The sequence below is a fragment of the Planococcus rifietoensis genome (assembly GCF_001465795.2).
Classification (GTDB): Bacteria; Bacillota; Bacilli; order Bacillales_A; family Planococcaceae; genus Planococcus; species Planococcus rifietoensis.
Genome location: NZ_CP013659.2, coordinates 1762354 through 1785670 on the forward strand (window position 1 = coordinate 1762354; position 23317 = coordinate 1785670).

Below are 23317 nucleotides of genomic sequence, written 5' to 3' on the forward strand. Positions count from 1 at the left end.
GCCCTTCTTTAGCCTACAAGTTCTACGATCTGTTTCGCGCCATCCGCCATAGTGCCAGCAGCTACGATGTTCAGACCTGATTCGTTCAGCAGTTTTTTACCGATTTCTACGTTTGTGCCCTCAAGACGGACGACAAGTGGCACTTCCAGGCTAACTTCTTTAGCCGCTTGGATAACGCCTTCCGCAATGATGTCACACTTCATGATCCCGCCGAAAATGTTAACGAAGATTCCTTTGACATTCTTATCAGAAAGAATGATCTTGAATGCTTCCGTTACTTTCTCAGCAGTGGCACCGCCCCCAACGTCAAGGAAGTTAGCGGGTGAGCCGCCGTAATAGTTAATCGTATCCATTGTTGCCATAGCAAGGCCGGCACCGTTAACCATACAGCCGATGTTTCCGTCCAAAGAGATGTAGCTCAAGTCGTACTTGGAAGCTTCGATTTCTTTAGCATCTTCTTCATCGTAATCGCGCATTTCCATGATGTCCTGATGACGGTATAGCGCGTTTGCATCGAAGTTGAACTTCGCATCCAAAGCCACTACCTGCCCGTCGCCTGTAACGACCAATGGGTTGATTTCAACGATTGCTGCGTCTTTCTCCACATAAGCCTGGTAAAGGCCTAGCATCAATTTCGCGGCTTTGTTGACAAGCTTAGCCGGGATGTTCATGTTGAATGCCATGCGGCGAGCTTGGAAGCCAGTCAAACCGACAACAGGATCGATTGCTTCATAGAAGATACGCTCCGGTGTGTTTGCTGCCACTTCCTCGATGTCCATTCCGCCTTCTTCTGATCCCATCAAGTTGACTAGGGAAGTTTCACGGTCAAGAACTAATCCAAGGTAGTATTCTTTTTCGATGTTGCTGCCCGCTTCGATGTAAAGGCGTTTAACTTCTTTGCCTTCTGGGCCTGTCTGATGCGTTACGAGGACCTTGCCAAGCAATTCCTTCGCATATTCACGCACTTCGTCCAAGTTTTTCGCCAGCTTGACGCCGCCTGCCTTGCCTCGTCCACCTGCGTGGATTTGAGCTTTAACAACGACAACATCCGAACCAAGTTCTTTCGCTGCTTTGACTGCTTCTTCAGGTGAAAAAGCAACATGGCCTTCTGGTACTGATACGCCATATTGTTTCAGGACCTGTTTTCCCTGATATTCATGGATATTCATCTGTCATCCTCCAATCAAACATCTGTCTCTTAATTTTATTGCCTCTACCATTGTATTAAAGTTGCCATAGAATGTCCACAGCTGACAGCCACTCTGCATAAAACTTCGAATTTTCTTTCTCTTACGGTCTTTCACCCATCGATTTTACTGGCTCAAAGCTCGCGCGGTGGATTGGGCATGGGCCATGCGCTTCAAGTGCTGCGAGATGGTCTTTCGTGCCATATCCAGCATGCTTCGAGAAACCGTATTGGGGATACATTTCTGCGTACTCATCCATTAAATCATCTCGTCCGGTCTTTGCAAGAATCGATGCAGCGGCGATGCATAAACTTTTCGCATCGCCTTTGATGATCGCTTCACTAGTCATTGAAAGTGTCAGCTTCATGGCATCCGCCAATACGATGTCAGGCGGCGTACTCAAATTGTTTGCTGCTGCTTCCATCGATTGTTTTGTCGCTTGGAAAATATTCAGCCGATCGATGGCTTCAGGCGGCTGGATATGGACCGACCAACTGGTGGCCTGTTGCTTGATGAGCAGCGCCAATTCATTGCGCTTCGCTTTTGCTATTATTTTTGAATCGTCCAAACCGATGAATGCGCTGCAATCTTCCGGCAAAATGACGGCTGCCGTTACGACCGGGCCGGCAAGCGGTCCCCGGCCCGCCTCGTCGATGCCGGCAACGAGCGAAGCCGGATGTTCCTTGTACTGCCGATCAAAGCTTTGCTTGTTTTCCAAATCCCGCAGCAAAGAAAGCTTTTTGTCGAAACGGCGCTGCCAGGAGGCGAGCAATTGTTGGACGCTTTTGCGCGAATCGCTTTTCAGTTCCTCCATCCACGGCTCGAAGGCTTCGGCTTGCAGTAATTTTTCCTTGATTGATGCTGTCGTTTCCACATTGCCACTTCCTTTCACAAAAAAATAGCGGGTCCTGTTTGAGGACCCGCTGTGTTATGCCAGTTCGTCTTGTTCTGCAATCATTTCATCCCGGTAATCGAATGTGATGCGCCCGAGATGCTGGTTGCGGATATCGCGGACGATGATCTCAGCCGTCATTTCGTAATCGACTTCGTTGTCCGGTCCGATCATATAGCGTTTTTTGCCGATATGGTCGAAGGTCTTCACCAAGTCTTCATCGATGTGGTCAATGCCGTAACGATCCATCAAACGGTCCGGATAACGCTTTTCCAAAAATTTCAGCGCATAGATCGCCAGTTCCTGCATTTGGATGACCGAGTCTTTAATCGCTCCAGTCACTGCAAGTTTCTGCCCGGTCTCCTGGTCCTCAAATTTCGGCCAGAGAATCCCTGGCGTATCGAGCAATTCGATTTCCTTACCGACTTTGATCCATTGCTGTGCTTTCGTAACGCCTGGCATATTGCCCGTTTTCGCTAAGCTTTTCTTAGCGAGGCGGTTGATCAATGTCGATTTTCCGACGTTCGGGATTCCGACGATCATGGCCCGTATGGCGCGCGGCTTGATGCCTTTCGATTCCATGCGGTCCCACTTCTCTTTGAGGATTTCCTTCGAAGCTTTCGTGACTGCCTGAAGCCCTTTTCCTTCCAAGGAATTGATCGCCACGGCGCGTGTACCTTCACGTTCGAAATGCTCGATCCATTTCTTTGTTTCCCGCTCGTCAGCCATATCCATTTTATTGAGGATGATGAGGCGGGGTTTTTGCTGGATCACTTGGTCGATCATCGGATTGCGTGATGACAACGGCAAGCGTGCATCCACCAATTCGAAGATGATATCCACCAACTTCAGTTTTTCTGTTACTTCCCGGCGCGCTTTCGCCATATGTCCGGGAAACCATTGAATCGTCATGCTACCACTCCTTATTTTACGATGCCGGCTTCATCCACCGGCCAAAAAACGAAATTCGTGTTGCCGATCACTTCATCGATCGGCACCAGCCCGATATGGCGGCTGTCTTTGCTCGCCCTGCGGTTGTCCCCCATGACGAATACATAGCCGTCCGGGATGGTGGAATAGCTGGTGATGTCTTCAAGCACAAAATCTTCTGTCAAGGTGCCGGTAATGCCTGTCTTGTACTGGTCGAGATAAGGTTCTTCCACTGCTTCTCCATTTATAAAGAGCTGGTCTTCCTCATAGGCAACATGGTCGCCCGGCAATCCAATGACCCGCTTGATATAGTCTTTTTGTTCCGGAGCATGAAAGACGATGATGTCGAATCGATCCGGTTCGCCGATATTATAGCCGATTTTATTGACAATCATGCGGTCGCCGTGTTCAAGAGTCGGCATCATCGATTCACCGTCCACCACAATGGGGGTGAATAGGAAAAACCGGATAATTGCCGCAAGGTCGAACGCGATCAATAGAGCTTTGGACCATTCCCACACTTCATTTTTCTGTTTCCCTTCAGCTTCCATGCGTGTTCCTCCCCGCGCTTAATGCTTTAATTGTACAGCGAAACAAGGTGTTTAGCAAAGAAAAGAAAAGCCATCTGCCTGCATTCACTATGCTCTCTACACCCTGTAAACAGCGCATTAAAAGGCCCAGGCGATCAGCCCGGGCCTTTTAAATGCAAAAGAAGAAGGCATTAAGCCTTCTTCCCTGTTTGCGATATTAACGGATTTCTTTGATACGAGCTGCTTTACCGCGTAGGTTTCGCAAGTAGTACAATTTAGCACGACGTACTTTACCACGGCGAGTAACTTCAAGCTGAGCGATTTTCGGTGTGTGTACAGGGAATGTACGTTCAACACCTACACCGTACGAGATTTTACGGACAGTGAATGATTCACTGATTCCGCCTCCGCGACGGCTGATAACGACTCCTTCGTATACCTGGATACGTTCGCGAGTACCCTCGACAACTTTCACGTGGACGCGAACAGTATCTCCTGGACGGAAATCTGGAAGATCCGCACGAAGTTGTTCTTTAGTGATTTCAGCAATGATGTTTTGCATGTTTTTTCTCTCCTTCTACAGATGCTCTTGCAATCCGTAATCTTTGCAGCGGAACACCGTGATTCGTGTACTTTACATAAAAGTACATTCTCCATACTATCACTTCGCGCGTCCGCCTGCAAGAGCTATCGCGATTTATTTTTCGGCTTGTAAACGAGCCAATATGGTTTTCTGCTTATCGCTAAGTTCGACATGGTCAAGAAGGTCCGGGCGGCGTTCGAGCGTGCGCTTCAAGCCTTGCTCTTCGCGCCAGTCTTCAATTTTAGCGTGGTTGCCAGAAGTCAATACGTCCGGGACGGCCATGTCTCTAAAGTTCGCGGGACGCGTGTAATGCGGATGCTCCAAGAGACCGGTCGAAAAGGAATCGCGGACCGGTGAATCGCTATTGCCAAGAACACCCGGGAGCAGCCTTACAACGCTGTCGATCACGGTCATGGCTGCCAGCTCCCCGCCGGTCAATACGAAATCGCCGATGGAGATCTCGTCAGTGACCAAATGTTCGCGGATGCGTTCATCGTAGCCTTCGTAATGGCCGCAAATGAAGACCAGTTCTTCTTCACAGGCAAGTTCTTCTGCCTTCTTCTGCGTAAAGCGCTCGCCTTGTGGGCACATCAAGATGACGCGCGGCTTCTTGCCGTCATTTGTGATGCTTTCGACCGCATTGAAAACCGGTTCGGGTTTCAGCACCATGCCAGCGCCCCCGCCGAACGGATAATCATCCACTTGGCGCTTGTTGTCAGCAAATTCACGGATGTCGACAACCCCTAAAGTGACCGCGCCTTTGTCCTGTGCTTTTCTCATGATCGAATGCTGGAACACCCCTTCGAACATGGGTGGAAAAAGAGACAACACTTGAATGTTCATCATGATAACAAGCCATCCAGCACATCGATGGTGATTTTCTTTTCATCGATGTCGACGTCTTTGACCACGTCTTCGATATAAGGGATGTAATGCTTTTTGCCTTTTGCCGGCGTGACTTCCCACACGTCATTGGCGCCTGTCTCCAAAATTTCGGTCACTTCGCCAATTTCCTCGCCTTCAACAGAAAACACTTGGCAGCCGAGAATTTCGTGATGGTAAAAAGCGCCTTCTTCCAAATCGCCGAGGTCGTGTTCAGCGATCTTCAGATAGCCTTCCTTGAACGGTTCGACATCATTGATGGTTGGATAGCCTTCAAAAGATAAAAGATTGAAGTTTTTATGGGTACGGTGGCTCGCCACTTTCACCATGATCGGCTTTTTCGCACCCGCTGTAAACAAGCCAAGCTTATTGCCGATCGCAAACCGTTCTTCCGGGAAATCGGTACGGGACATCACGCGCACTTCACCGCGGATCCCGTGGGTATTGACTATTTTTCCTACGTTAAACCATTCCACGCACAAACACCCTTCCTGTATTTTTTCCTGAAAAAAAAGGAAGGAACCGGGGCTCCTTCCTTTCAATCCACAATATCAAGGTACGTTTTCTTCTTATGATAATTTCCTGCTGCTGAATAGACGACAGAGCGTACAGCTTTCGCCACACGTCCTTGCTTGCCGATGACTTTCCCTGTATCGCTTTGATGCACGGAAAGCTTGTAGACGACTCGGTTAGTGTTTTCGTCTTTTTCAACACGAACTGCTTCCGGATAATCAACTAGCGGCTTGACGATCGTTTCAATCAGCTGCTCCATAAGAACGCTCCCTTACTTGTTTAGTTTTTCGTTATGGAATTTCTCCATAATGCCGTTCTGAGAGAACAAGTTGCGTACTGTGTCAGATGGTTTAGCGCCATCGTGAAGCCATTTCAACGCCAATTCTTCGTCGATTTTAACTTCAGCTGGAACTGTCAGTGGGTTGTAAGTACCTACTGTTTTGATTTGACGGCCGTCACGTGGAGCACGTGAATCAGCGACTACGATACGGTAGAAAGGAGACTTTTTAGCTCCCATACGTTTTAAGCGAATTTTTACTGCCATTTTATAAAGCACCTCCGAATAGTTTCACACAAGATATTATATTAGCAAGCTTTAAAAGGTTTGTAAAGTATTTTTTCTTAACACTACCAAATTTACTTGAAAAGCGAGTCCAGGCCTGGCATCGACATCTTTTTCTTGCCCTTTTTGCCGGCCATTCCGGACATTTGTTTCATCATTTTCTTCATGTCTTCAAACTGCTTGAGCAGCCTGTTGACGTCTTGGATGGACGTTCCGGAACCGCGTGCAATCCGTTTTTTGCGGTTTGCATTGATGATTTCGGGAGTCGTCTTCTCCTGGATCGTCATCGAGCGGATGATCGCTTCGACGCGCCCCATTTGGCTCTCGTCCACTTTGGCGTTTTCGAGGCCTTTGATTTTACCCGCACCTGGGAGCATCTTCAAAATTTCATCGAGCGGCCCCATTTGCTTTACTTGATCCAATTGCTCAAGGAAATCATCGAATGTGAACGAAGACGTTCGGAATTTCTCTTCCAATTCCTTTGCCTTGGCCTCATCGACGTTCGTTTGCGCTTTTTCGATCAAGGAGAGCATATCGCCCATGCCGAGTATGCGGGAAGCCATGCGCTCTGGGTGGAATGGTTCAAGCGCGTCCATCTTCTCGCCTGTACCGATATACTTGATCGGTTTTTCGGTGACGGTACGGATCGACAATGCCGCACCGCCGCGCGTATCACCGTCAAGTTTCGTCAAGACGACCCCTGTGATGCCGATTGCGTCATCGAAGCTCTGCGCGACGTTGACTGCATCCTGACCGGTCATCGCATCGACGACGAGGAAAATTTCATCCGGCTCTTTGATCGAACGGATATCTTTCAATTCCTGCATCAATTGCTCATCGACATGCAGGCGGCCCGCCGTATCGATGATGACCGTATCGAGATGTTCCGCTTTAGCATGTTCGATCGCTTCACGGGCGATGTCGACAGGGTTTGCATCCGTGCCTTTGGAGAACACCGGCAGCGATAATTGCTTGCCGATCGTCTCGAGCTGGTTGATCGCAGCCGGGCGGTAAACGTCCGCTGCGACGAGCAATGGCTTGCGGTTGTTCTTTTTGCGGAGCACGCCTGCAAGCTTACCGGTCGTCGTTGTCTTACCGGCCCCTTGCAAACCGACCATCATGATGACAGTCGGCTGGCGTGTCGCAAATTCAATTTTGCTTTGTTCGCCGCCCATTAATTCAGTCAGTTCATCTTTGACGATTTTTACGACTTGCTGGCCTGGCGTCAAACTCTCCATCACTTCAAGGCCGACAGCGCGTTCGCTGACTTTCTTGATGAACGATTTGACGACTTTCAAGTTGACATCCGCTTCGATCAAGGCAAAGCGGACTTCGCGCATCATCTCTTTTACGTCTGCTTCGGACAATTTCCCCTTGCCTTTGATTTTGGTCATCGTTCCTTGCAGGCGTTCAGATAATCCTTCAAATGCCACTATTACCGCCTCCTAGTCCCATTCCTTCAATTCATCCAAAAATTTCTGGACATTGTCATCAGTGAATGGCTGTTTTTCAAAAGTCGAGACGAGTTGCTGGCGCCGCTGGAATTTCTCGAACAGCTGCAACTTCTCCTCATATTCTTCAAGCATCGCTTCGGTCCGGCGGATATTGTCGTACACCGCTTGGCGGGTGATTTCATATTCTTCGGCAATTTCGCCGAGCGAATGGTCGTCCAGATAATACAAGCTCATATAGCTGCGCTGTTTGGGCGTCAGCAGCTCCTGATAGAAATCAAAAAGATAGTTCATTCTTGTCGTTTTTTCCAGTCCCATCAATGACGCTCACCCCATTCATACTCCTGTATACCATACTGAATCCCGAAGCCTCCGTCAAGTAATTTTACTTGTCTGAGCCCATTTCTTCCTGCTCTTCCCGGTCCAAGCCTTCGGCAAATAAGCCGTAGACGTATTTCTGCGGGTCGAACGGCTGAAGGTCATCTAGTTTTTCGCCCAGCCCGACAAATTTCACCGGGATATTGAGCTTGTTGCGAATCGCCAGGACAATTCCGCCTTTTGCGGTCCCGTCGAGTTTCGTCAAGACGATGCCCGTCACTTCCGTCACTTCTTTAAAGGTCTGGGCTTGAATCATAGCGTTTTGCCCTGTCGTCGCATCAAGTGCAAGCAGCACTTCATGAGGCGCCCCTGGAATTTCACGGGCAATGACGCGATGCACTTTCTGCAATTCATTCATCAAATTGACTTTGTTCTGCAGGCGGCCCGCCGTATCGCAGATCAAGACATCGATATTGCGCGATTTCGCGGCCCGCACGGCGTCGTACATGACCGCTGCCGGATCGGATCCTTCGCTTTGCTTGATGGTTTCAACGCCGACGCGCTGCCCCCAAACATCGAGCTGGTCGATCGCTCCGGCACGGAACGTGTCACCTGCTGCGAGCATGACCGACTTACCTTCATTTTTCAGGCGCTGCGCCAATTTTCCGATGGTTGTCGTTTTACCGACGCCATTGACGCCGACCATCAAGATGACAGTCGGGCCCGATTCGGCAAAGGTCAATTCGCTCAATTCCTGATCGCCTGCTTCGTAGATTTCGACAAGTTTCTCAGAAATGACCGACTGTACATTGGAAGTGTCTTTGACATTCTGTCGCTGCACTTCATAACGCAGTTCTTCCATCAGTTCGATGACCGTCTCAAAGCCGACGTCTGCCTGCAATAGCACTTCTTCCAATTCTTCGAAAAAGTCTTCATCGACTTTGCGGTAACGAGCGACCAAATCATTGATCTTCGACGTAAAGCCGGTCCGCGTTTTGCTTAAGCCTTCGCGGTATTTCTCGGTTGATTGTTCTTCTTCTACATTATTGCTGAATTTATCTTTTAATTTCTTAAAGAAACTCATCGACTCACTCCTTATTTGATGTCTTCCTGCAATTTTACGGAAACCAGTTTGGAAATACCCGATTCCTGCATCGTGATGCCATATAGCACATCAGCGCCTTCCATCGTGCCTTTGCGATGGGTGATGACGATAAACTGTGTGTCTTCACTGAATTTTTTCAAGTACTGACTGTAACGCACGACATTCGATTCATCAAGCGCCGCTTCGACTTCATCTAGTACACAGAACGGCACGGGGCGCACTTTCAAGATGGCGAACAGCAAGGCGATTGCCGTGAGTGCCCGTTCACCGCCGGACAACAAGCTCAAATTCTGCAGCTTCTTGCCTGGCGGCTGTGCAATGATATCGACGCCTGTCATGAGCAAGTCCGATGGGTTGGTCAACACCAGATCCGCAGAACCGCCGCCGAACAATTCGCGGAATACATGGCGGAAGTGGCTGCGGATGGCATGGAAGGTTTCGTCAAAACGCAAAGTCATCTCCTCATCCATTTCTGCGATCAAGGTGCGAAGCGTGTCTTTCGCTTCATTCAGATCATCCCGCTGCTCGCTTAAGAAGCGATGGCGTTCCGCCACATGTTCATATTCCTCGATGGCGCCAATATTGACGCTGCCGAGCTCTTCAATCGATTGTTTCAGAAGCTTCACTTGCTTTCTGACAGCGGCTTCCTCCCCTTCTAGCGGGTAGCGGCTTGCCGCTTCAAGATCCATTTCGTAATGATCTTCGAGCTGTCCGAGAAGCCCCTGCAGTTGCACTTCAAGGCGCGTCGCCTTCACTTCACAGATGCGCACAGCTTCTGTAAAGCCTTTATGGATGCGGCTTTGTTCACGCAGCTGCTGTTCTTCCACGTCAAGCGCTTGCTGCAATGTGTGGCGCTCTTTGCGGGAAGCATCGACGGTGTCGTTCGCTGACTGTCGTGCATCGGACCATCTTTGGATTTCTGACTCGATTTCTTCGTCTGAAAAGTTTTTCGCCGCTTCTTCCGATTGAATCCATTCCAGCTCGCGTTCAAGCTCACCGAGCCTGTTGCGGCTGGCTGTGCGGCGTTCCAATAATTCATCCACCTGCACCGTGAGCTGCTGAATGCGTTCTTTGCGGACTGCCATGTCTGATTTGAATTCGGCGAGTTTCGACAGCAATTCACCTCTGGCTGTTTCTTTTTGCTGCTTGAAGCCAGTCAATTCTTCAATTTCGTTGTTCAAGCCTGCTAATTCGCTGGCGATCGCGTCCATGCGGCCAGCCGCTTCTTCCCTGCGTGAAGCAAGGCCGGAGAGATCCTGCTTGTTCTGCTGTTCTGCACGGAATAGCGCAAAGCGGCTGTCGGTCGTTTTCCACACCGCCTCGATTTCCCGCAGATGCATCGCGCTTTCCGCCTCAAGCTCTCGGTAGCGCTCTCCTTCTGTGCGAAGATGTTCTAATTGCTCTTTCGCGATTTCTGCACGCGATTGCAATTCACGGACTTTCTGTTCGGCTTCTTCAATGGTGCTTTGAAGTTCAGTTGCCTGCTGCTGCAATTGCTCCAGTTCTGCTTTTCTCGTAAAGAACGAGGCCTGGTTTTTCGTTGCGCCGCCTGTCATGGAACCTCCGGCATTAATAACATCGCCATCCAATGTCACAACGCGGTACCGGTGGCCGATTGCTTTGGCTATCGATGTCGCGCCCTCGAGCTCTTTTGCCACAAGGACATTGCCGAGCAGGTTTTGGAAAATCATCGCGTACTGGTCGTCATAGCTGACAAGTTGTGACGCAATGTCCACAAATGAAGGATGTGCCGAAACTGATTGCACCACTTGCTGGGAGATCTGCCTCGGTTTCATGATCGTCATCGGGAGGAACGTAGAACGTCCTGCGCGTTTGGTTCTCAAAAAACGGATTGCTTCGCTGGCACTTTTTTCATCGCTCGTGACGATATGCTGGCTGGCTGCGCCAAATGCCGTTTCAATCGCTTTGGCATATGACTTTTGAACATCCGCCAATTCTGCCACAGCGCCGATGATGCCATTTAATTCGTTGCGCTCCCTTGCCTGCAAGACTTCGCGCACCCCATGGAAGAATCCGGAGTAATCGGCTTCTAAATCCTGCAAGGTCTCAATGCGTGCAGATAGTTGTTTATGGGATTGGTACGCCTGGAACAAGAGGGATTTCTTGTGATCGTAATCCGCGGCTAATTGTTTTGCGCCGGTTTCTTGTTCTTTGAAATGCTGTCGTTTGCGGTCAAGGTCCGCGTGGATTTCTTCATACGCTTTTTCCGCTTGCTGTTTTTCTTTCAATAGGCGTGCAAGTTCTTTTTCGAACGATTGCTGTTGGGCGGTAATGCGGCCGCTCGATTCCGTCATTTGCTGCTGTTGGAAATCGATGTTTTTCAGTTCGTTTTTCAAGCCTGCCTGTTCGTTCATCAATTCGATATAGAGGGATTTCTTCGCTTCAATTTCATTGTCGATATCAGCAGGGGTCAAATTCAATTGCGCTTCTAGCTGCTGAATCGACTTGCGGGTCTTCTGCTGATCCATCTTCTGCTGTTCGAGGGAAGCGCCTTGTTCTGCGTGACGCTGTTCGAGCTTGGCAGTTTCTTCACGCTCAGCCTTGATTGACTCTTCCAAGGCCTGGCGCTGGCGGTCTGCATTATGCTTTTTCTCGTGCATCAGCAATTTGCGGCCTTCCCATTTTTCGGCTTCCGAACTTGCTTCAACGAGCGCCGCTTGTGCTGTATCGATTTTTTTATCCAGTGCATGCACCGACCGCTTCGAAGCGGCAATCAATTGTTCCGTTTCTGAAATTTCGCCCGCCAGACGCTGCTCTTCCGCTGCGTGCTGCAAAGCTTCTTGCGACAGCTCTGATAGTTGTGCCTTCAATGCATTGGCATCGTACGCCAATAGCGCAATATCCGCGTCTTTTAATTGGGCGCTCATGTCGAGGTAATCGCGTGCTGCGGATGCTTGCATCTGCAACGGCTCCATCCGCCCATCGAGCTCATGCAGGATATCGAGCACACGGTTCAAGTTTTCGTCCGTTTCGTTCAATTTGAATTCGGCTTTCCGTTTACGCTGTTTGTATTTCAATACTCCGGCCGCTTCTTCAAAAATGGAACGCCGCTCGTCCGCTTTGCTATTGAGGATTTCATCCACGCGCCCTTGGGAAATGATGGAAAACGCTTCTTTTCCCAGTCCCGAATCCATAAACAGATCGGTGATATCCTTTAGTCGGCACGGCTGCTTGTTCAATAGATATGCACTTTCGCCACTGCGAAAAACCCTTCTCGTTACGCTGATTTCGCTGTAATCGAGAGGGGCTTTGCCGTCCGTATTATCCAACACCAATGTAACTTCCGCAAAATTAAGCGCTTTTCTTGAATCGCTTCCGGCGAAAATCACATCTTCCATTTTCGCTCCGCGCAGCGATTTTGCGGATTGCTCGCCAAGAACCCAACGGATTGCATCGGTTACATTGCTTTTGCCGCTGCCATTCGGCCCAACAACGGCGGTAACGCCAGGGACGAAATCGATGCCGACACGGTCGGCGAACGATTTAAATCCGATTACTTCCAATCTTTTCAAAAACATGTTCAATCCTCCGCTGTTTCCTGCAATTTACGGATGGCAAGCTGCGCTGCCTTCTGCTCCGCTTCTTTTTTGGAGCGTCCGTCGCCTAGGCCCAGTTCCTGATCGCCCAAGGAAACGCGCGTCACAAAAATACGGCTATGTGCAGGACCTTTTTCTTCGATGATTTCATAATTCAAGGTGCCGGTATTTTTCTGCTGTACCAGCTCCTGCAATTGGCTTTTATAATCCATCGCATGAGAAAAAGCACCGACTTCCACTTTTGGGAATAGCACTACCTCTAAAAAGGCTACAACCTTCTCAAGCCCCTGATCCAAATAAAGCGCTCCGACAAATGATTCGAAGACGTCCGCAAGAAGTGCCGGGCGCGTTCTGCCTCCTGTCAATTCCTCGCCTTTGCCGAGTAGAATGTATTTGCCAAAATCCAGTTCGTTGGCAAATAGCACAAGAGACGGCTCACAGACGATCGATGCGCGCAGTTTGGTCAGTTCGCCTTCAGCCATTTCGGGGTATTTCATATAGAGGAAATGCGATACCGACAATTCCAATACGGCGTCGCCTAAAAATTCCAGGCGCTCATTGTCCGTGAATTGTCTTCTTCGATGCTCATTCACATAAGATGAATGGGTAAATGCCTGCTGCAGAAGGGCAGGTTGTTCAAACTGGATATCCAGCTCTTTTTGCAATTGCTCAAATGCCTGTTTCGCGCTTTCTTTCAGCGCCATTTGTTTGGTGTGTTTCGGTTTTCGTTTCATCGCCATTTTTATCTGCCTTCCTCTATTGTTCTCTTGTTGATTTTACCTGTTTTTCTGGCATTGTGCAAAAAGAGAATTGACGCACAGCTAGGCTGTGCGTCAATTGTTTGTGCTATCAAGCTGGGACGGATCCCGTTTATTCAACTTAAGCTTGTTTTTTTTCGATGTAAGTTACTGCGTCGCCTACCGTTGACATTCCTTCTGCATCTTCATCGGAAATTTCCATATCGAATTCGTCTTCTAGCTCCATGACCAATTCAACTACATCCAATGAGTCTGCCCCAAGGTCGTTTGTGAAAGATGCTTCAGGTTTCACTTCGCTCTCTTCCACACCAAGACGATCTACGATTACTTTGGTTACTCGCTCCAATACTGTTGACAATGCCGTCACCTCCCCTCAAATCAGTATACATAATTGTGAACTACATGACCATGCCACCGTCCAGATGCAAAGTCTGGCCGGTTACATAACTTGCTTCGTCGGAAGCCAGGAACAATGCCGCATTCGCCACATCTTCCGGCGCGCCGAAACGGGCAAGCGGAATTTGGGCAAGCATGCTCGATTGTACATCATCGCCGAGCTTTTCTGTCATGTCGGTCGTGATGAACCCAGGAGCTACCGCATTTGCTGTAATCCCACGGCTTGCAAGTTCTCTCGCCGTCGTCTTCGTCAAACCGATGACACCCGCTTTTGCCGCCACGTAATTCGCTTGTCCTGCATTGCCCATGACGCCCACGATCGAGGCAATATTGACGATGCGCCCCGCGCGCTGTTTCATCATTTGGCGTGTCACAGCTTTCGTGCATAGGAAAACGCCTTTCAAGTTCGTGTTGATCACGTCATCCCATTCGTCTTCTTTCATGCGCATCATCAAATTATCGCGCGTGATGCCGGCATTATTGACGAGGATGTCGATCGAGCCGAACTCCTTCATCGCCGCATCCGCCAGCAATTTCACTGCATCGGCATCTGCGACATTGGCCTTGACGGCAATGGCTTTGCCACCTGCTTGTTCGATCTCAGTTACGACGGCTTCTGCCTTGTCCTGGCTGCCGCTGTAGTTGACGACGATATTTGCGCCTTCTTCAGCAAAGCGCCGTGCGATGGCAGCCCCGATACCGCGAGATGCCCCTGTAACGATGGCTGTTTTTCCAGTTAATTTGCTCATGTTGTCAACTCCTCTACCGCTTTTTCGAATGACGCCAGGTCATGGACCGGAATCACTGTAACCGAACGGTCGATTTTCTTCACCAAGCCGCTCAGCACTTTGCCAGGACCAACTTCGACAAAGGTGGTGACGCCAAGGTCGATCATCTTCCGCACCGATTGTTCCCATAGAACAGGCGAGTACAATTGATGGATCAACATGTCCTGCAATTGCGTCGCGTTTGTTTCCGGTTCGGCCATGAAATTCGTCACGACAGGAATTTTCGCATTAAGCAAGAATGAATCACTCAGCACTTTTGCCAAGTCATGGGACGCGGAGCGCATCAATTCCGAGTGGAACGGGCCGCTGACGTCGAGTGGGATGGCACGCTTAGCACCACGCTCTTTCGCCAACTCACACGCTTTTTCCACGCCTGCTTTCGTTCCGGAAATAACGATTTGACCCGGACAGTTCAAGTTTGCCAATTGGACAACTCCTGCGCTATTGGTCGCATCATCCGTCACTTCCTCCAGCTTGTCTGCGTCCATTCCCAGAATGGCGGCCATTGCGCCTTCACCGGCAGGGACTGCTTCATTCATGAATAATCCGCGCTTGTGGACCACTTCCACCGCTTTCGGAAATTCCAGAACATTCGAAGCGACAAGGGCACTGTATTCACCAAGGCTATGCCCAGCTGTATAATCCGGACGAACGCCTGCACGAATCAGGCGTTCCGTAATCATCGAGCTGACTGTCAAAAGTGCTGGCTGTGCATGATAAGTCAGGGTCAATTCCTCTTGCGGGCCTTCGAGCATCAATTTCGACAGCTCCATCCCAAGCACTTGGTCGGCACTTTCGTAAAATTGACGGCTCTTGTCATCTTCCAGAAAGCTTTCGCCCATGCCCACTGTCTGCGAGCCTTGCCCTGGATAAATAAATGCGATTTGCTTTCTCATGACGATTGTTCCTCCTTCAAAGTGCTGTAAATCTTGCCGGCAACATCATGCTCGACCATCGTCCGCGCTTGGCGGATCGCGTTATAGAATGCAGTGCCGTTGGATGAACCATGCGCTTTGATGACCGGCGCCTTTAGCCCGAATAATCCAGCACCGCCGTATTCGCTGTAATCCAGCATGCCCTTTAACGCGCTCAAATCATTTTTCACGAGCATGGCTGCAATTTTGGTCTTGGTCGATGCCATAAAGACATCCTTGATCATCGCAAATACGTTCATCGCAGTCCCTTCGATCGTCTTCAAGACCATATTGCCGGTAAAGCCGTCCGTGACGACCACATCAGCGGCGCCGTTCAGCAAGTCGCGCGACTCCACGTTTCCGATGAAGTTGACGGGCGCTTCTTTCAGCAGCGGAAATGCCGCTTTCGTCAGTTCATTGCCTTTTTTCTCTTCTGTCCCGATATTCAGCAAGCCGACTGTCGGGTTTTGGACGCCGCGTACTTTTTCGGCATAGATGCTGCCCATGATGGCGTATTGCACAAGATGCTCCGGCTTGGCATCGGCATTGGCGCCGAGGTCCAGCATAAGAAAGCCTTTTCCGTCCATCGTCGGCAAAGTCGGTGCAAGCGCCGGGCGGTCGACACCCTCAATACGGCCGACAATAAATAAGCCAGCTGACATAAGGGCTCCTGTGTTTCCTGCGGATACTGCCGCGTCCGCGGTTCCTTCTTTGACCGCTTCGGCCATACGGACCATCGATGCATCTTTTTTGCGGCGCACCGAACGGACCGGATCGTCTTCCGATTCGATCACTTCAGCGCAATGGATAATCGTCAAACGGTCTTGCGGTTTTATGTATTCATCGATTTTGTCCTGTTGCCCATAAAGCAAAATCTCCACGTCACTGAACGCTTCGAGTGCTTGTTTGACACCTTCGATAATTTCTTTCGGGGCGTTGTCTCCGCCCATTGCATCAATCGCTATTTTCACGAATTGTCACCTTCACTTTGTTCAGTCATGCGGTACATTTCAAATGTCCCGATAAAAACTACTGCCTGGTCAACCGTCGACACCACTTTGACGAACGCGCGGTGCTTGTGCGGCTGTCTGTCGGTCACTTGCGCTTTCGCGACGACCCGCTGCCCGGCTTTAACCGGCTTCAAAAATTGCAATTCCGATTTCACCGTCAAGGCCAATTCTTCGTTCATCACCGCTACCGCCAAGGAATTCGCCTGTGCAAACAGATGATGCCCCCTGGCAATTCTATTGCGCTGGAAAACGTGTTCCGGTTTGACATCAAAAATGGAAATGGCTTTATTGTCCAATTCTATATCGATAATTTCACCGATCACTTCATCAATCGGCAAGGATTTCACTTCATCGTCAAAGGTCTTCTCGGCAACATGTTTAATGCGCTCCCGAAGTTCAGGAATCGAAAGCTCCATCCTGTCGAGACGGATGGTCTGGACACTGACACCGAACTCTGCAGATAATTCTTCATCGGTCACGAAGGGATTGTCCTTAATCGAGGATTTCAGCGCAGCTTGCCGCTCTTTTTTAGGTTTTCTCACTATGTCACCGCCCGCTATTAGCACTTGGTACTAATATGAGTATATAAACAACAAAAAAAGAATGCAAGGAAAATCGGTCTCCCTGCATCCTAATCAAGCCTTCCGCCTTCGAGAATGCCGGAGTCTTCGAGCATCGCCCGCAGGCATTTCGTTTCGTCCGAGACCCAGAACGACTCGCTGGCGATCAACGCTTCCGCGTCTTTTCTCGCCGCTTCAAGCGCACGGTAATCGTGGACCAAATCCGCCATGCGGAACTCCGGGATGCCGCTTTGCTTGCGGCCAAAGAAATCCCCAGGACCACGCAGCTCCAAATCTTTTTCGGCAAGGATAAAGCCGTCGTTCGTTTCCGTCATCGAATTCATCCGCTCTTTGCCGATCTCCGTTTTCGGGTCTGCCAACAGCACACAATAGGATTGGTCGCTGCCACGGCCAACGCGCCCGCGCAATTGGTGTAGCTGCGACAAGCCAAAACGTTCAGCGTCATAAATAAGCATGAACGAAGCATTCGGGACGTTAACGCCGACTTCGACCACAGTCGTCGACACCAGCACCGCGATCTTTCCTTCAGCAAATTCACGCATCGTTTGCTCTTTTTCATCCGGATGCAGGCGTCCGTGCATCAACCCGACGGTATGACGGCCTTCGAAATACACCGTCAATTGCTGGTACAGCTCGACCGCATTCTGGTATTCCAAGGTTTCGGATTCTTCGATCAGTGGTGCGATGACATATGCCTGCCGCCCGGCGAGAAGTTCTTTTTCCATGCGGCCGACAATTTTGCCGAACATTTCTTTTTTCATCCAATAGGTTTCGATCTCTTTTCGCCCGGCCGGCATTTCGTCGATGATCGAGACGTCCATTTCACCGAAAGCCGAAATCGCAAGTGTCCGTGGAATCGGTGTGGCGGTCATGAACAGGACATCCGGGTTCAAGGCTTTATCTTTCAGCACACGCCGTTGATCTACGCCGAAACGGTGCTGTTCATCGGTGATGACCAATCCTAGGCTTTTGAACAAAACTTCCGGCTGGATCAATGCATGGGTGCCAATCAGAATGTCGATTTCGCCGTCGACTAGACGCTTCAACACTTCCTTGCGCCTCTTGCCTTTAACCGATCCCGTCAATAAGGCGACGCTGACGCCAAAGGGCCGGAACCATTCTTCGAGCGTGTTGGCATGCTGCTCAGCGAGGATTTCCGTCGGTGCCATGAGCGCCCCTTGTTTGCCTGCTGTGACGGCGGCATACAAAGCGATCGCGGCGACGACGGTCTTGCCGGAACCGACATCTCCCTGCAATAGGCGGTTCATCCGGAACGGTTCTTTCATGTCGCGACAGATTTCATTGACGACGCGCTTTTGGGCACTGGTCAAATCGAACGGCAAGGCATCGATGAACGCTTTCAAGCGATTCAAATCATAATCGATGAACGAACCGCCCTCCGCTTCCCGGTTCTTCTTGCGCAGCGCCTGCATCTTCAATTGAAACAGCAATAGCTCTTCATACACAAAGCGCCGGCGCGCCTGCTTAAGCGATGCCGCATCTTCCGGAAAATGGACAGTTTCTAGCGCTTCTTCAAACGGCAGCAGCTGGTATTCTTCACGGATGGAAGCGGGCAGGCAATCTTGAAGGCCGCCTTTTGTGGCATCTAACGCCTGCCGCATGAGCTTGCGAAACGTTTTCTGGTGCATAGAACCTTTCAGGCTGTAAACCGGTTCAAAATCCGCGCCATCCGTCCGCGGTCCGATCGAATGGCTGGAAACCGTGATCAATTGGCGGCCGCGGTCCCATTTGCCGGTCAACGTGACGATCGCGCCGATTTGAAGCTTGGCTTTCACGTAATGCTGGTTGAAGAATACCGCTTTGACGAGATGGCGGCCGACGAGCACCGTCACAGTCGTCCGCGATTTATTTTTTCCTAAAAAAAGGACGGAAGGCTCATTTTCGACCCTTCCCTCCACCGTTACCCGTTCATTATGGGGCGTTTCAGCCAGATCTTTGAGCTGGAAATCCTCGTGGCGATACGGGAAGGTCATGATCAAGTCTTCCAGACTTTCGATCTTCATGTCCCGTAAGGCTTCAGCCGCTTGCTTCCCGACCCCCTTCAATGAAGAGACGGGTGCTTTATTGTCCACTGCCGACTACCGACCCGCCGAAAATTTTTGATTCTAGCCATTTGCCGGTCGGTGTCGCAGCCAATCCGCCTTTTGCCGTTTCGCGGAACGCGCTAGGCATTGCTTGCCCGATTTCGAACATGGCGCTGATGACTTCGTCGCACGGAATGCGGCTGGTGACACCAGCGAGCGCCATATCGGCGGCAACAACCGCATTGGATGCACCCATTGCATTGCGCTTCACGCATGGCACTTCCACGAGCCCCGCCACAGGGTCGCAGACTAGACCGAGCATATTCTTCAAGGTAATGGCAAAAGCTTCAGAACTTTGCTGAGGCGTGCCCCCTGCCATTTCAATGATGGCAGCAGAAGCCATTGCCGCTGCAGAGCCGACTTCCGCTTGGCATCCACCAGCGGCTCCAGAAATCGAGGCGTTATTGGCCACGACAAAGCCGAATGCTCCGGATGTGAACAGATAACGGATCATCTGTTCACGTGTCGGGTTCAATTTATTCTTGACGGCAAACAAGGTGCCCGGGACAACCCCTGCGGATCCTGCGGTCGGCGTCGCGCAGATCGTGCCCATCGCCGCGTTCACTTCATTGGTCGCCACGGCTTTGCTGACGGCATCAAGCAACAGATCGCCGGACAGGCTATTGCCTTGCTGCATGTATTTTTGGAGCAGCACTGCGTCGCCACCGGTCAAACCGGAAACGGAATGAACGCCTTGTAAGCCTTTTTCGACCGCTTCTTCCATGACAGTCAAATTGCGCTCCATCTGCTGCATAATATCTTCCCGCGAACGGTCCGTAATGAGCATCTCCTGTTCGATCATGATCTCGGAAATGAGCTTGCCTTCTTTTTCTGCCCGTTCGACGAGCTCCCTAACATTTCGGAATAGAACATCCATTTCTCTTACCTCCAGTTTAGTCGGCGATGCGTGTGACTTGCGTAATATTTGGCAACTCGCGCAATTCGCCCATTACTTCTACATCTACCGTCTGATCGACTTCGATGACCATCAACGCCATGTCCCCGCGCTCTTTGCGGGATACTTCCATATGGCCGATATTGATGTCGTATTTATATAAACAATTCGCTACGTTTGCGATACAGCCCGAGCGGTCGTCATGGACGACGAGGATCGCTGGGTGGTTGCCGGATAGCCTGAGCGGGAAACCGTTCAGTTCCGTAATTTCGATTTTGCCTCCGCCGATGGAAATTCCCATCATCGACATTTCGGATTTTTCATCCCCGATGACGATGCGCGCCGTATTCGGATGATCGACATTCCCCGTTTCCGGAATGAACTCATAGCTCATGCCGAGCTTTTCCGCTTCTTCAAAAGCGGTTTTGATGCGCTCGTCGAATGTATCGTAATCCAGTAAGCCGCCGACAATCGCCACATCGGTCGAATGCCCTTTATAGGTTTCTGCGAAAGATCCGTATAAATGGATCTTCGCCCATGCAGGCTGCCTGCCGAACAGGTCGCGCGCTACCCTGCCGATGCGTGCGGCACCCGCAGTGTGCGAAGATGATGGCCCAATCATTACCGGGCCGATTATATCAAAAACAGATTTGAACTTCATGCTCAAACCCCTCACTTTCCGTCTCGTATAATTTCATTTTACATGAAAAGCGCCGCGGAAACAAAAATAATAAAGCGCATACATTGTCTTAACCGTGGGCTTTTCCGGCTATTCGCCGAGGTTTTTTACTGTTTTGCGCCATTCCGCACTTCGCACAGTGCTTTTCTATTGTGAAAAAATAAAAAAGCGGAAGCCCGGTGTCTTGTTCCCGGACCTCCGCCTAACATTATTCAACTGCCAGAATATATGGATAGAGCGGCTGCTTGCCGTTGTGGATTTCCACTTCGACGTCGCCGTTCAATGATTCGATGAACGCACCGAGCTTTTCGGCATCCGCTTCACTGACATCTTCTCCGAAGAGGATCGTGACGATCTCTGCATCCGCATCGACCAGCTTTTTGCATAGTTCTTCTGTGACTTTTTCAAGGCTTTCATCCGACACGACGATCTTGCCTTCTGAAATTCCCATGAAATCGTCTTTCTTGATGGAGACGCCGTCGATCGATGTATCGCGCACCGCAAAAGTCACCGATCCCGACTTGACGTGCTTGATCGCATCCCCCATCGCTTGTTGGTTGTCCGCAACAGCCGCTTCCGGATTGAAAGCGAGAAGTGCTGACATGCCTTGCGGGACATCTTTTGTCGGCACGACAGCCGCTTCGATATCGAGAAGCTCTGCCGCTTGTTCTGCTGCCATGATGATGTTTTTATTGTTCGGCAAAATCAGCACGCGCTCTGCGCCGATCGAACGGACGGCATTGACAATATCTTCCGTTGACGGGTTCATCGTCTGGCCGCCTTCGATGACGTAAGAAGCGCCGATTGAACGGAGCAATTCCGCTACGCCTTCGCCCATTGCGACCGTGACGATCGCATATGGATGCTTCGCTTCTTCAACCGCAGCGGTCTTTTTATGGCCTTCGCCGACAATGTCGGTATGCTGCTGGCGCATGTTTTCGATTTTCATGCTGATCAGGCTTCCGTATTCCTGGCCGTATGTAAGGACTTTCCCAGGCTCTTCGGAGTGGATATGGATTTTCGCGATTTCATCATCTGAAATAACCAGAAGGGAATCACCGTAAGCGCTCAAATCTGTCCGGAACGCAGCTTCATTGAATGAGCGCTTACCGTCTTCAAATTTGACCATGAACTCCGTGCAATAACCGAATTCGATATCTTCCGTGTTCATGAAGCCAGCGATATTCTTATGGTGCTCGGCACTGACCAGTTCATCCATCGAATTATCGACATGCTTCTCAGGCAATGCTTCGCCTTTCAATGAGGCAAGAAATCCTTCATAGACATAGACAAGTCCTTGCCCGCCGCTGTCGACAACTCCAACTTCCTTCAGCACCGGCAACAGGTCCGGTGTTCTCTCAAGCGAGGCTTTCGATTCAGTGACGATTGCTTCGAACAGCACGATGATATCTTCTTCACTGTCTGCTAGGCTCATTCCTTTGGCCGCCGCATCTTTCGCGACCGTCAGAATGGTGCCTTCGACCGGTTTCATGACCGCTTTATAAGCGGTCTCAACGCCGTGTTGCAAAGCGTGCGCCAGTTTTTTCGCAGAAAGCTCCTGCTCATCTGCAATGAATTTGCCAAACCCGCGGAACAGCTGGGACAAAATAACGCCTGAGTTGCCGCGCGCGCCCATTAGCAAGCCTTTCGATAAAGCGCTTGCTGTTTTTCCGATATGTTCCTGCGCATGGGCTTCTGTCTCTTTTGCTCCGGATGTCATCGATAAATTCATGTTCGTCCCGGTATCGCCGTCTGGCACCGGGAAAACGTTCAATGCATCTACATAATCCGCATTTTGGTATAGATGGTGCGAACCCATCTGCACCATTTCAGCGAATTTCACTCCGTTTAATGACTTCATAACCGAATTTTCCTCCTCTTACGGGTTCGTCACACGAACGCCCTGTACATAAATGTTTACCGCACTAACCGGCATGCCCAATGTTTTTGTAATTGTATATTTCACTTTGGATTGGACTTGATACGCCACTTCCGAAATTTTCGTTCCGTAGCTGATGATTACGTACATATCAATGACCAAATCGCCGTCTTCTTGGCGCACAAGGACTCCTTTGGCGAAGTTCTCTTTGCGGAGAATGTCCGTGAGGCCGTCGCGGATCTGGTGTTTAGTTGCCATTCCTACGATGCCGTAGCATTCGATCGCAGCACCGCCGGCTATTTGGGCTATCACATCATTGGAAATATCGATTTGACCATATTCATTATTCAACTCAATCGACATTAAAATTCCTCCTCGAGTCCTATTTCACTCTTTTCATTCTACATGAAAGCCCTTTATAAGAAAAGCCAACGTTTTAGCCTGTAAAGGTTTTTTTCTTGAAAGGCTGTGAATTTCACTTGCGCCTGTCTTTTTTCTATGGTAAATTATTAAAGTATGTGAAACGAAAAACGAACTGAAATTCTATTATAATTTTCAGCTTCACTTGTGAGGAGGGACTTACATGCCAAAAGTATGTGCAGTATCTGGACGTAAAGCTCGTGCAGGAAACAGCCGTTCACACGCGTTGAACTCGACAAAACGTACATGGGGAGCAAACCTTCAAAAAGTTCGCATCCTTGTAGACGGCAAGCCGAAACGTGTATGGGTTTCCGCGAGAGCATTGAAATCAGGAAAAGTTGAGCGCGTATAAACCGCTCATGAATAATGCCAGGTCTGACAT

General features: G+C 50.1%; 25 protein-coding genes. 1 reads left to right on the forward strand and 24 read right to left on the reverse strand.

The annotated features are described in order from the left end of the window. Positions 1-8 precede the first annotated feature (8 nt). The 24 genes from sucC to AUC31_RS08920 all read right to left on the reverse strand — a co-directional run bounded on the left by sucC (position 9) and on the right by AUC31_RS08920 (position 22878). Positions 9-1169, reverse strand: coding sequence for an ADP-forming succinate--CoA ligase subunit beta (gene sucC, locus AUC31_RS08805; RefSeq protein WP_058383573.1), 1161 nt, complete (start codon positions 1167-1169; stop codon positions 9-11). Between the two features lie 121 nt (positions 1170-1290). Continuing rightward, complete coding sequence (locus tag AUC31_RS08810) at positions 1291-2061, reverse strand: ribonuclease HII (protein WP_083509151.1); 771 nt, start codon at positions 2059-2061, stop codon at positions 1291-1293. A gap of 54 nt (positions 2062-2115) precedes the next feature. After that, positions 2116-2991: a ribosome biogenesis GTPase YlqF gene (gene ylqF, locus AUC31_RS08815; RefSeq protein ID WP_058383572.1), complete on the reverse strand. Its 876-nt coding sequence runs from the start codon at positions 2989-2991 to the stop codon at positions 2116-2118. Positions 2992-3002: 11 nt separating this feature from the next. Then, positions 3003-3560 carry a signal peptidase I gene (gene lepB / locus AUC31_RS08820; RefSeq protein WP_058383571.1) on the reverse strand — a complete coding sequence of 186 codons (558 nt, stop codon included), beginning with the start codon at positions 3558-3560 and terminating at the stop codon, positions 3003-3005. A 196-nt stretch (positions 3561-3756) separates the two neighbouring features. Next, positions 3757-4101 (reverse strand): 50S ribosomal protein L19, encoded by a 345-nt coding sequence (gene rplS / locus AUC31_RS08825; protein WP_058383570.1) that lies wholly within the window; start codon positions 4099-4101, stop codon positions 3757-3759. A gap of 135 nt (positions 4102-4236) precedes the next feature. After that, positions 4237-4965: a tRNA (guanosine(37)-N1)-methyltransferase TrmD gene (gene trmD / locus AUC31_RS08830; RefSeq protein ID WP_058383819.1), complete on the reverse strand. Its 729-nt coding sequence runs from the start codon at positions 4963-4965 to the stop codon at positions 4237-4239. Continuing rightward, positions 4965-5480 (reverse strand): ribosome maturation factor RimM, encoded by a 516-nt coding sequence (rimM, locus tag AUC31_RS08835; RefSeq protein WP_058383569.1) that lies wholly within the window; start codon positions 5478-5480, stop codon positions 4965-4967. Before rimM ends, trmD begins: the two co-directional genes overlap by 1 nt. Before the next feature lie 62 nt (positions 5481-5542). Then, positions 5543-5776, reverse strand: a complete 234-nt coding sequence (locus tag AUC31_RS08840) for a KH domain-containing protein (protein WP_058383568.1) — start codon at positions 5774-5776, stop codon at positions 5543-5545. Positions 5777-5788: 12 nt separating this feature from the next. Then, positions 5789-6061, reverse strand: a complete 273-nt coding sequence (rpsP, locus tag AUC31_RS08845) for a 30S ribosomal protein S16 (protein ID WP_058383567.1) — start codon at positions 6059-6061, stop codon at positions 5789-5791. Positions 6062-6153: 92 nt separating this feature from the next. Then, positions 6154-7512, reverse strand: a complete 1359-nt coding sequence (gene ffh / locus AUC31_RS08850; protein ID WP_058383566.1) for a signal recognition particle protein — start codon at positions 7510-7512, stop codon at positions 6154-6156. A 12-nt stretch (positions 7513-7524) separates the two neighbouring features. After that, the gene (locus AUC31_RS08855; RefSeq protein ID WP_058383565.1) at positions 7525-7848 is read right to left on the reverse strand and encodes a putative DNA-binding protein; all 324 of its coding nucleotides are present in this window, start codon (positions 7846-7848) and stop codon (positions 7525-7527) included. A gap of 67 nt (positions 7849-7915) precedes the next feature. Further along, the gene (gene ftsY / locus AUC31_RS08860) at positions 7916-8932 is read right to left on the reverse strand and encodes a signal recognition particle-docking protein FtsY (RefSeq protein WP_058383564.1); all 1017 of its coding nucleotides are present in this window, start codon (positions 8930-8932) and stop codon (positions 7916-7918) included. 11 nt (positions 8933-8943) lie between these two features. Then, positions 8944-12492 carry a chromosome segregation protein SMC gene (smc, locus tag AUC31_RS08865; protein WP_058383563.1) on the reverse strand — a complete coding sequence of 1183 codons (3549 nt, stop codon included), beginning with the start codon at positions 12490-12492 and terminating at the stop codon, positions 8944-8946. A gap of 2 nt (positions 12493-12494) precedes the next feature. After that, on the reverse strand, positions 12495-13250 hold the full coding sequence (rnc, locus tag AUC31_RS08870; protein ID WP_058383562.1) for a ribonuclease III: 756 nt from the start codon (positions 13248-13250) through the stop codon (positions 12495-12497). Between the two features lie 139 nt (positions 13251-13389). Continuing rightward, entirely contained in the window at positions 13390-13626 is a 237-nt protein-coding gene (locus tag AUC31_RS08875) for an acyl carrier protein (protein WP_058383561.1), read from the reverse strand. 40 nt (positions 13627-13666) lie between these two features. Beyond that, positions 13667-14413 carry a 3-oxoacyl-[acyl-carrier-protein] reductase gene (gene fabG / locus AUC31_RS08880; RefSeq protein WP_058383560.1) on the reverse strand — a complete coding sequence of 249 codons (747 nt, stop codon included), beginning with the start codon at positions 14411-14413 and terminating at the stop codon, positions 13667-13669. Then, positions 14410-15348 (reverse strand): ACP S-malonyltransferase, encoded by a 939-nt coding sequence (gene fabD / locus AUC31_RS08885; RefSeq protein WP_058383559.1) that lies wholly within the window; start codon positions 15346-15348, stop codon positions 14410-14412. The genes fabG and fabD overlap by 4 nt, the downstream gene beginning before the upstream one ends. Next, positions 15345-16337: a phosphate acyltransferase PlsX gene (gene plsX / locus AUC31_RS08890; RefSeq protein ID WP_058383558.1), complete on the reverse strand. Its 993-nt coding sequence runs from the start codon at positions 16335-16337 to the stop codon at positions 15345-15347. The genes fabD and plsX overlap by 4 nt, the downstream gene beginning before the upstream one ends. Further along, entirely contained in the window at positions 16334-16918 is a 585-nt protein-coding gene (fapR, locus tag AUC31_RS08895) for a transcription factor FapR (RefSeq protein WP_058383557.1), read from the reverse strand. Before fapR ends, plsX begins: the two co-directional genes overlap by 4 nt. An 89-nt stretch (positions 16919-17007) precedes the next feature. Then, positions 17008-19050: an ATP-dependent DNA helicase RecG gene (gene recG, locus AUC31_RS08900; protein ID WP_058383556.1), complete on the reverse strand. Its 2043-nt coding sequence runs from the start codon at positions 19048-19050 to the stop codon at positions 17008-17010. Continuing rightward, positions 19040-19939 (reverse strand): L-serine ammonia-lyase, iron-sulfur-dependent, subunit alpha, encoded by a 900-nt coding sequence (gene sdaAA / locus AUC31_RS08905; protein WP_058383555.1) that lies wholly within the window; start codon positions 19937-19939, stop codon positions 19040-19042. The genes recG and sdaAA overlap by 11 nt, the downstream gene beginning before the upstream one ends. Before the next feature lie 16 nt (positions 19940-19955). After that, the gene (gene sdaAB / locus AUC31_RS08910; protein ID WP_058383554.1) at positions 19956-20618 is read right to left on the reverse strand and encodes an L-serine ammonia-lyase, iron-sulfur-dependent subunit beta; all 663 of its coding nucleotides are present in this window, start codon (positions 20616-20618) and stop codon (positions 19956-19958) included. Between the two features lie 226 nt (positions 20619-20844). Further along, positions 20845-22497, reverse strand: a complete 1653-nt coding sequence (locus tag AUC31_RS08915; protein ID WP_058383553.1) for a DAK2 domain-containing protein — start codon at positions 22495-22497, stop codon at positions 20845-20847. A gap of 18 nt (positions 22498-22515) precedes the next feature. Further along, positions 22516-22878, reverse strand: coding sequence for an Asp23/Gls24 family envelope stress response protein (locus AUC31_RS08920; protein WP_058383552.1), 363 nt, complete (start codon positions 22876-22878; stop codon positions 22516-22518). Positions 22879-23098: 220 nt separating this feature from the next. Here AUC31_RS08920 and rpmB point away from each other — a divergent pair, with 220 nt between their 5' ends. Then, positions 23099-23287, forward strand: coding sequence for a 50S ribosomal protein L28 (rpmB, locus tag AUC31_RS08925; RefSeq protein WP_058383551.1), 189 nt, complete (start codon positions 23099-23101; stop codon positions 23285-23287). Positions 23288-23317: the final 30 nt, after the last annotated feature.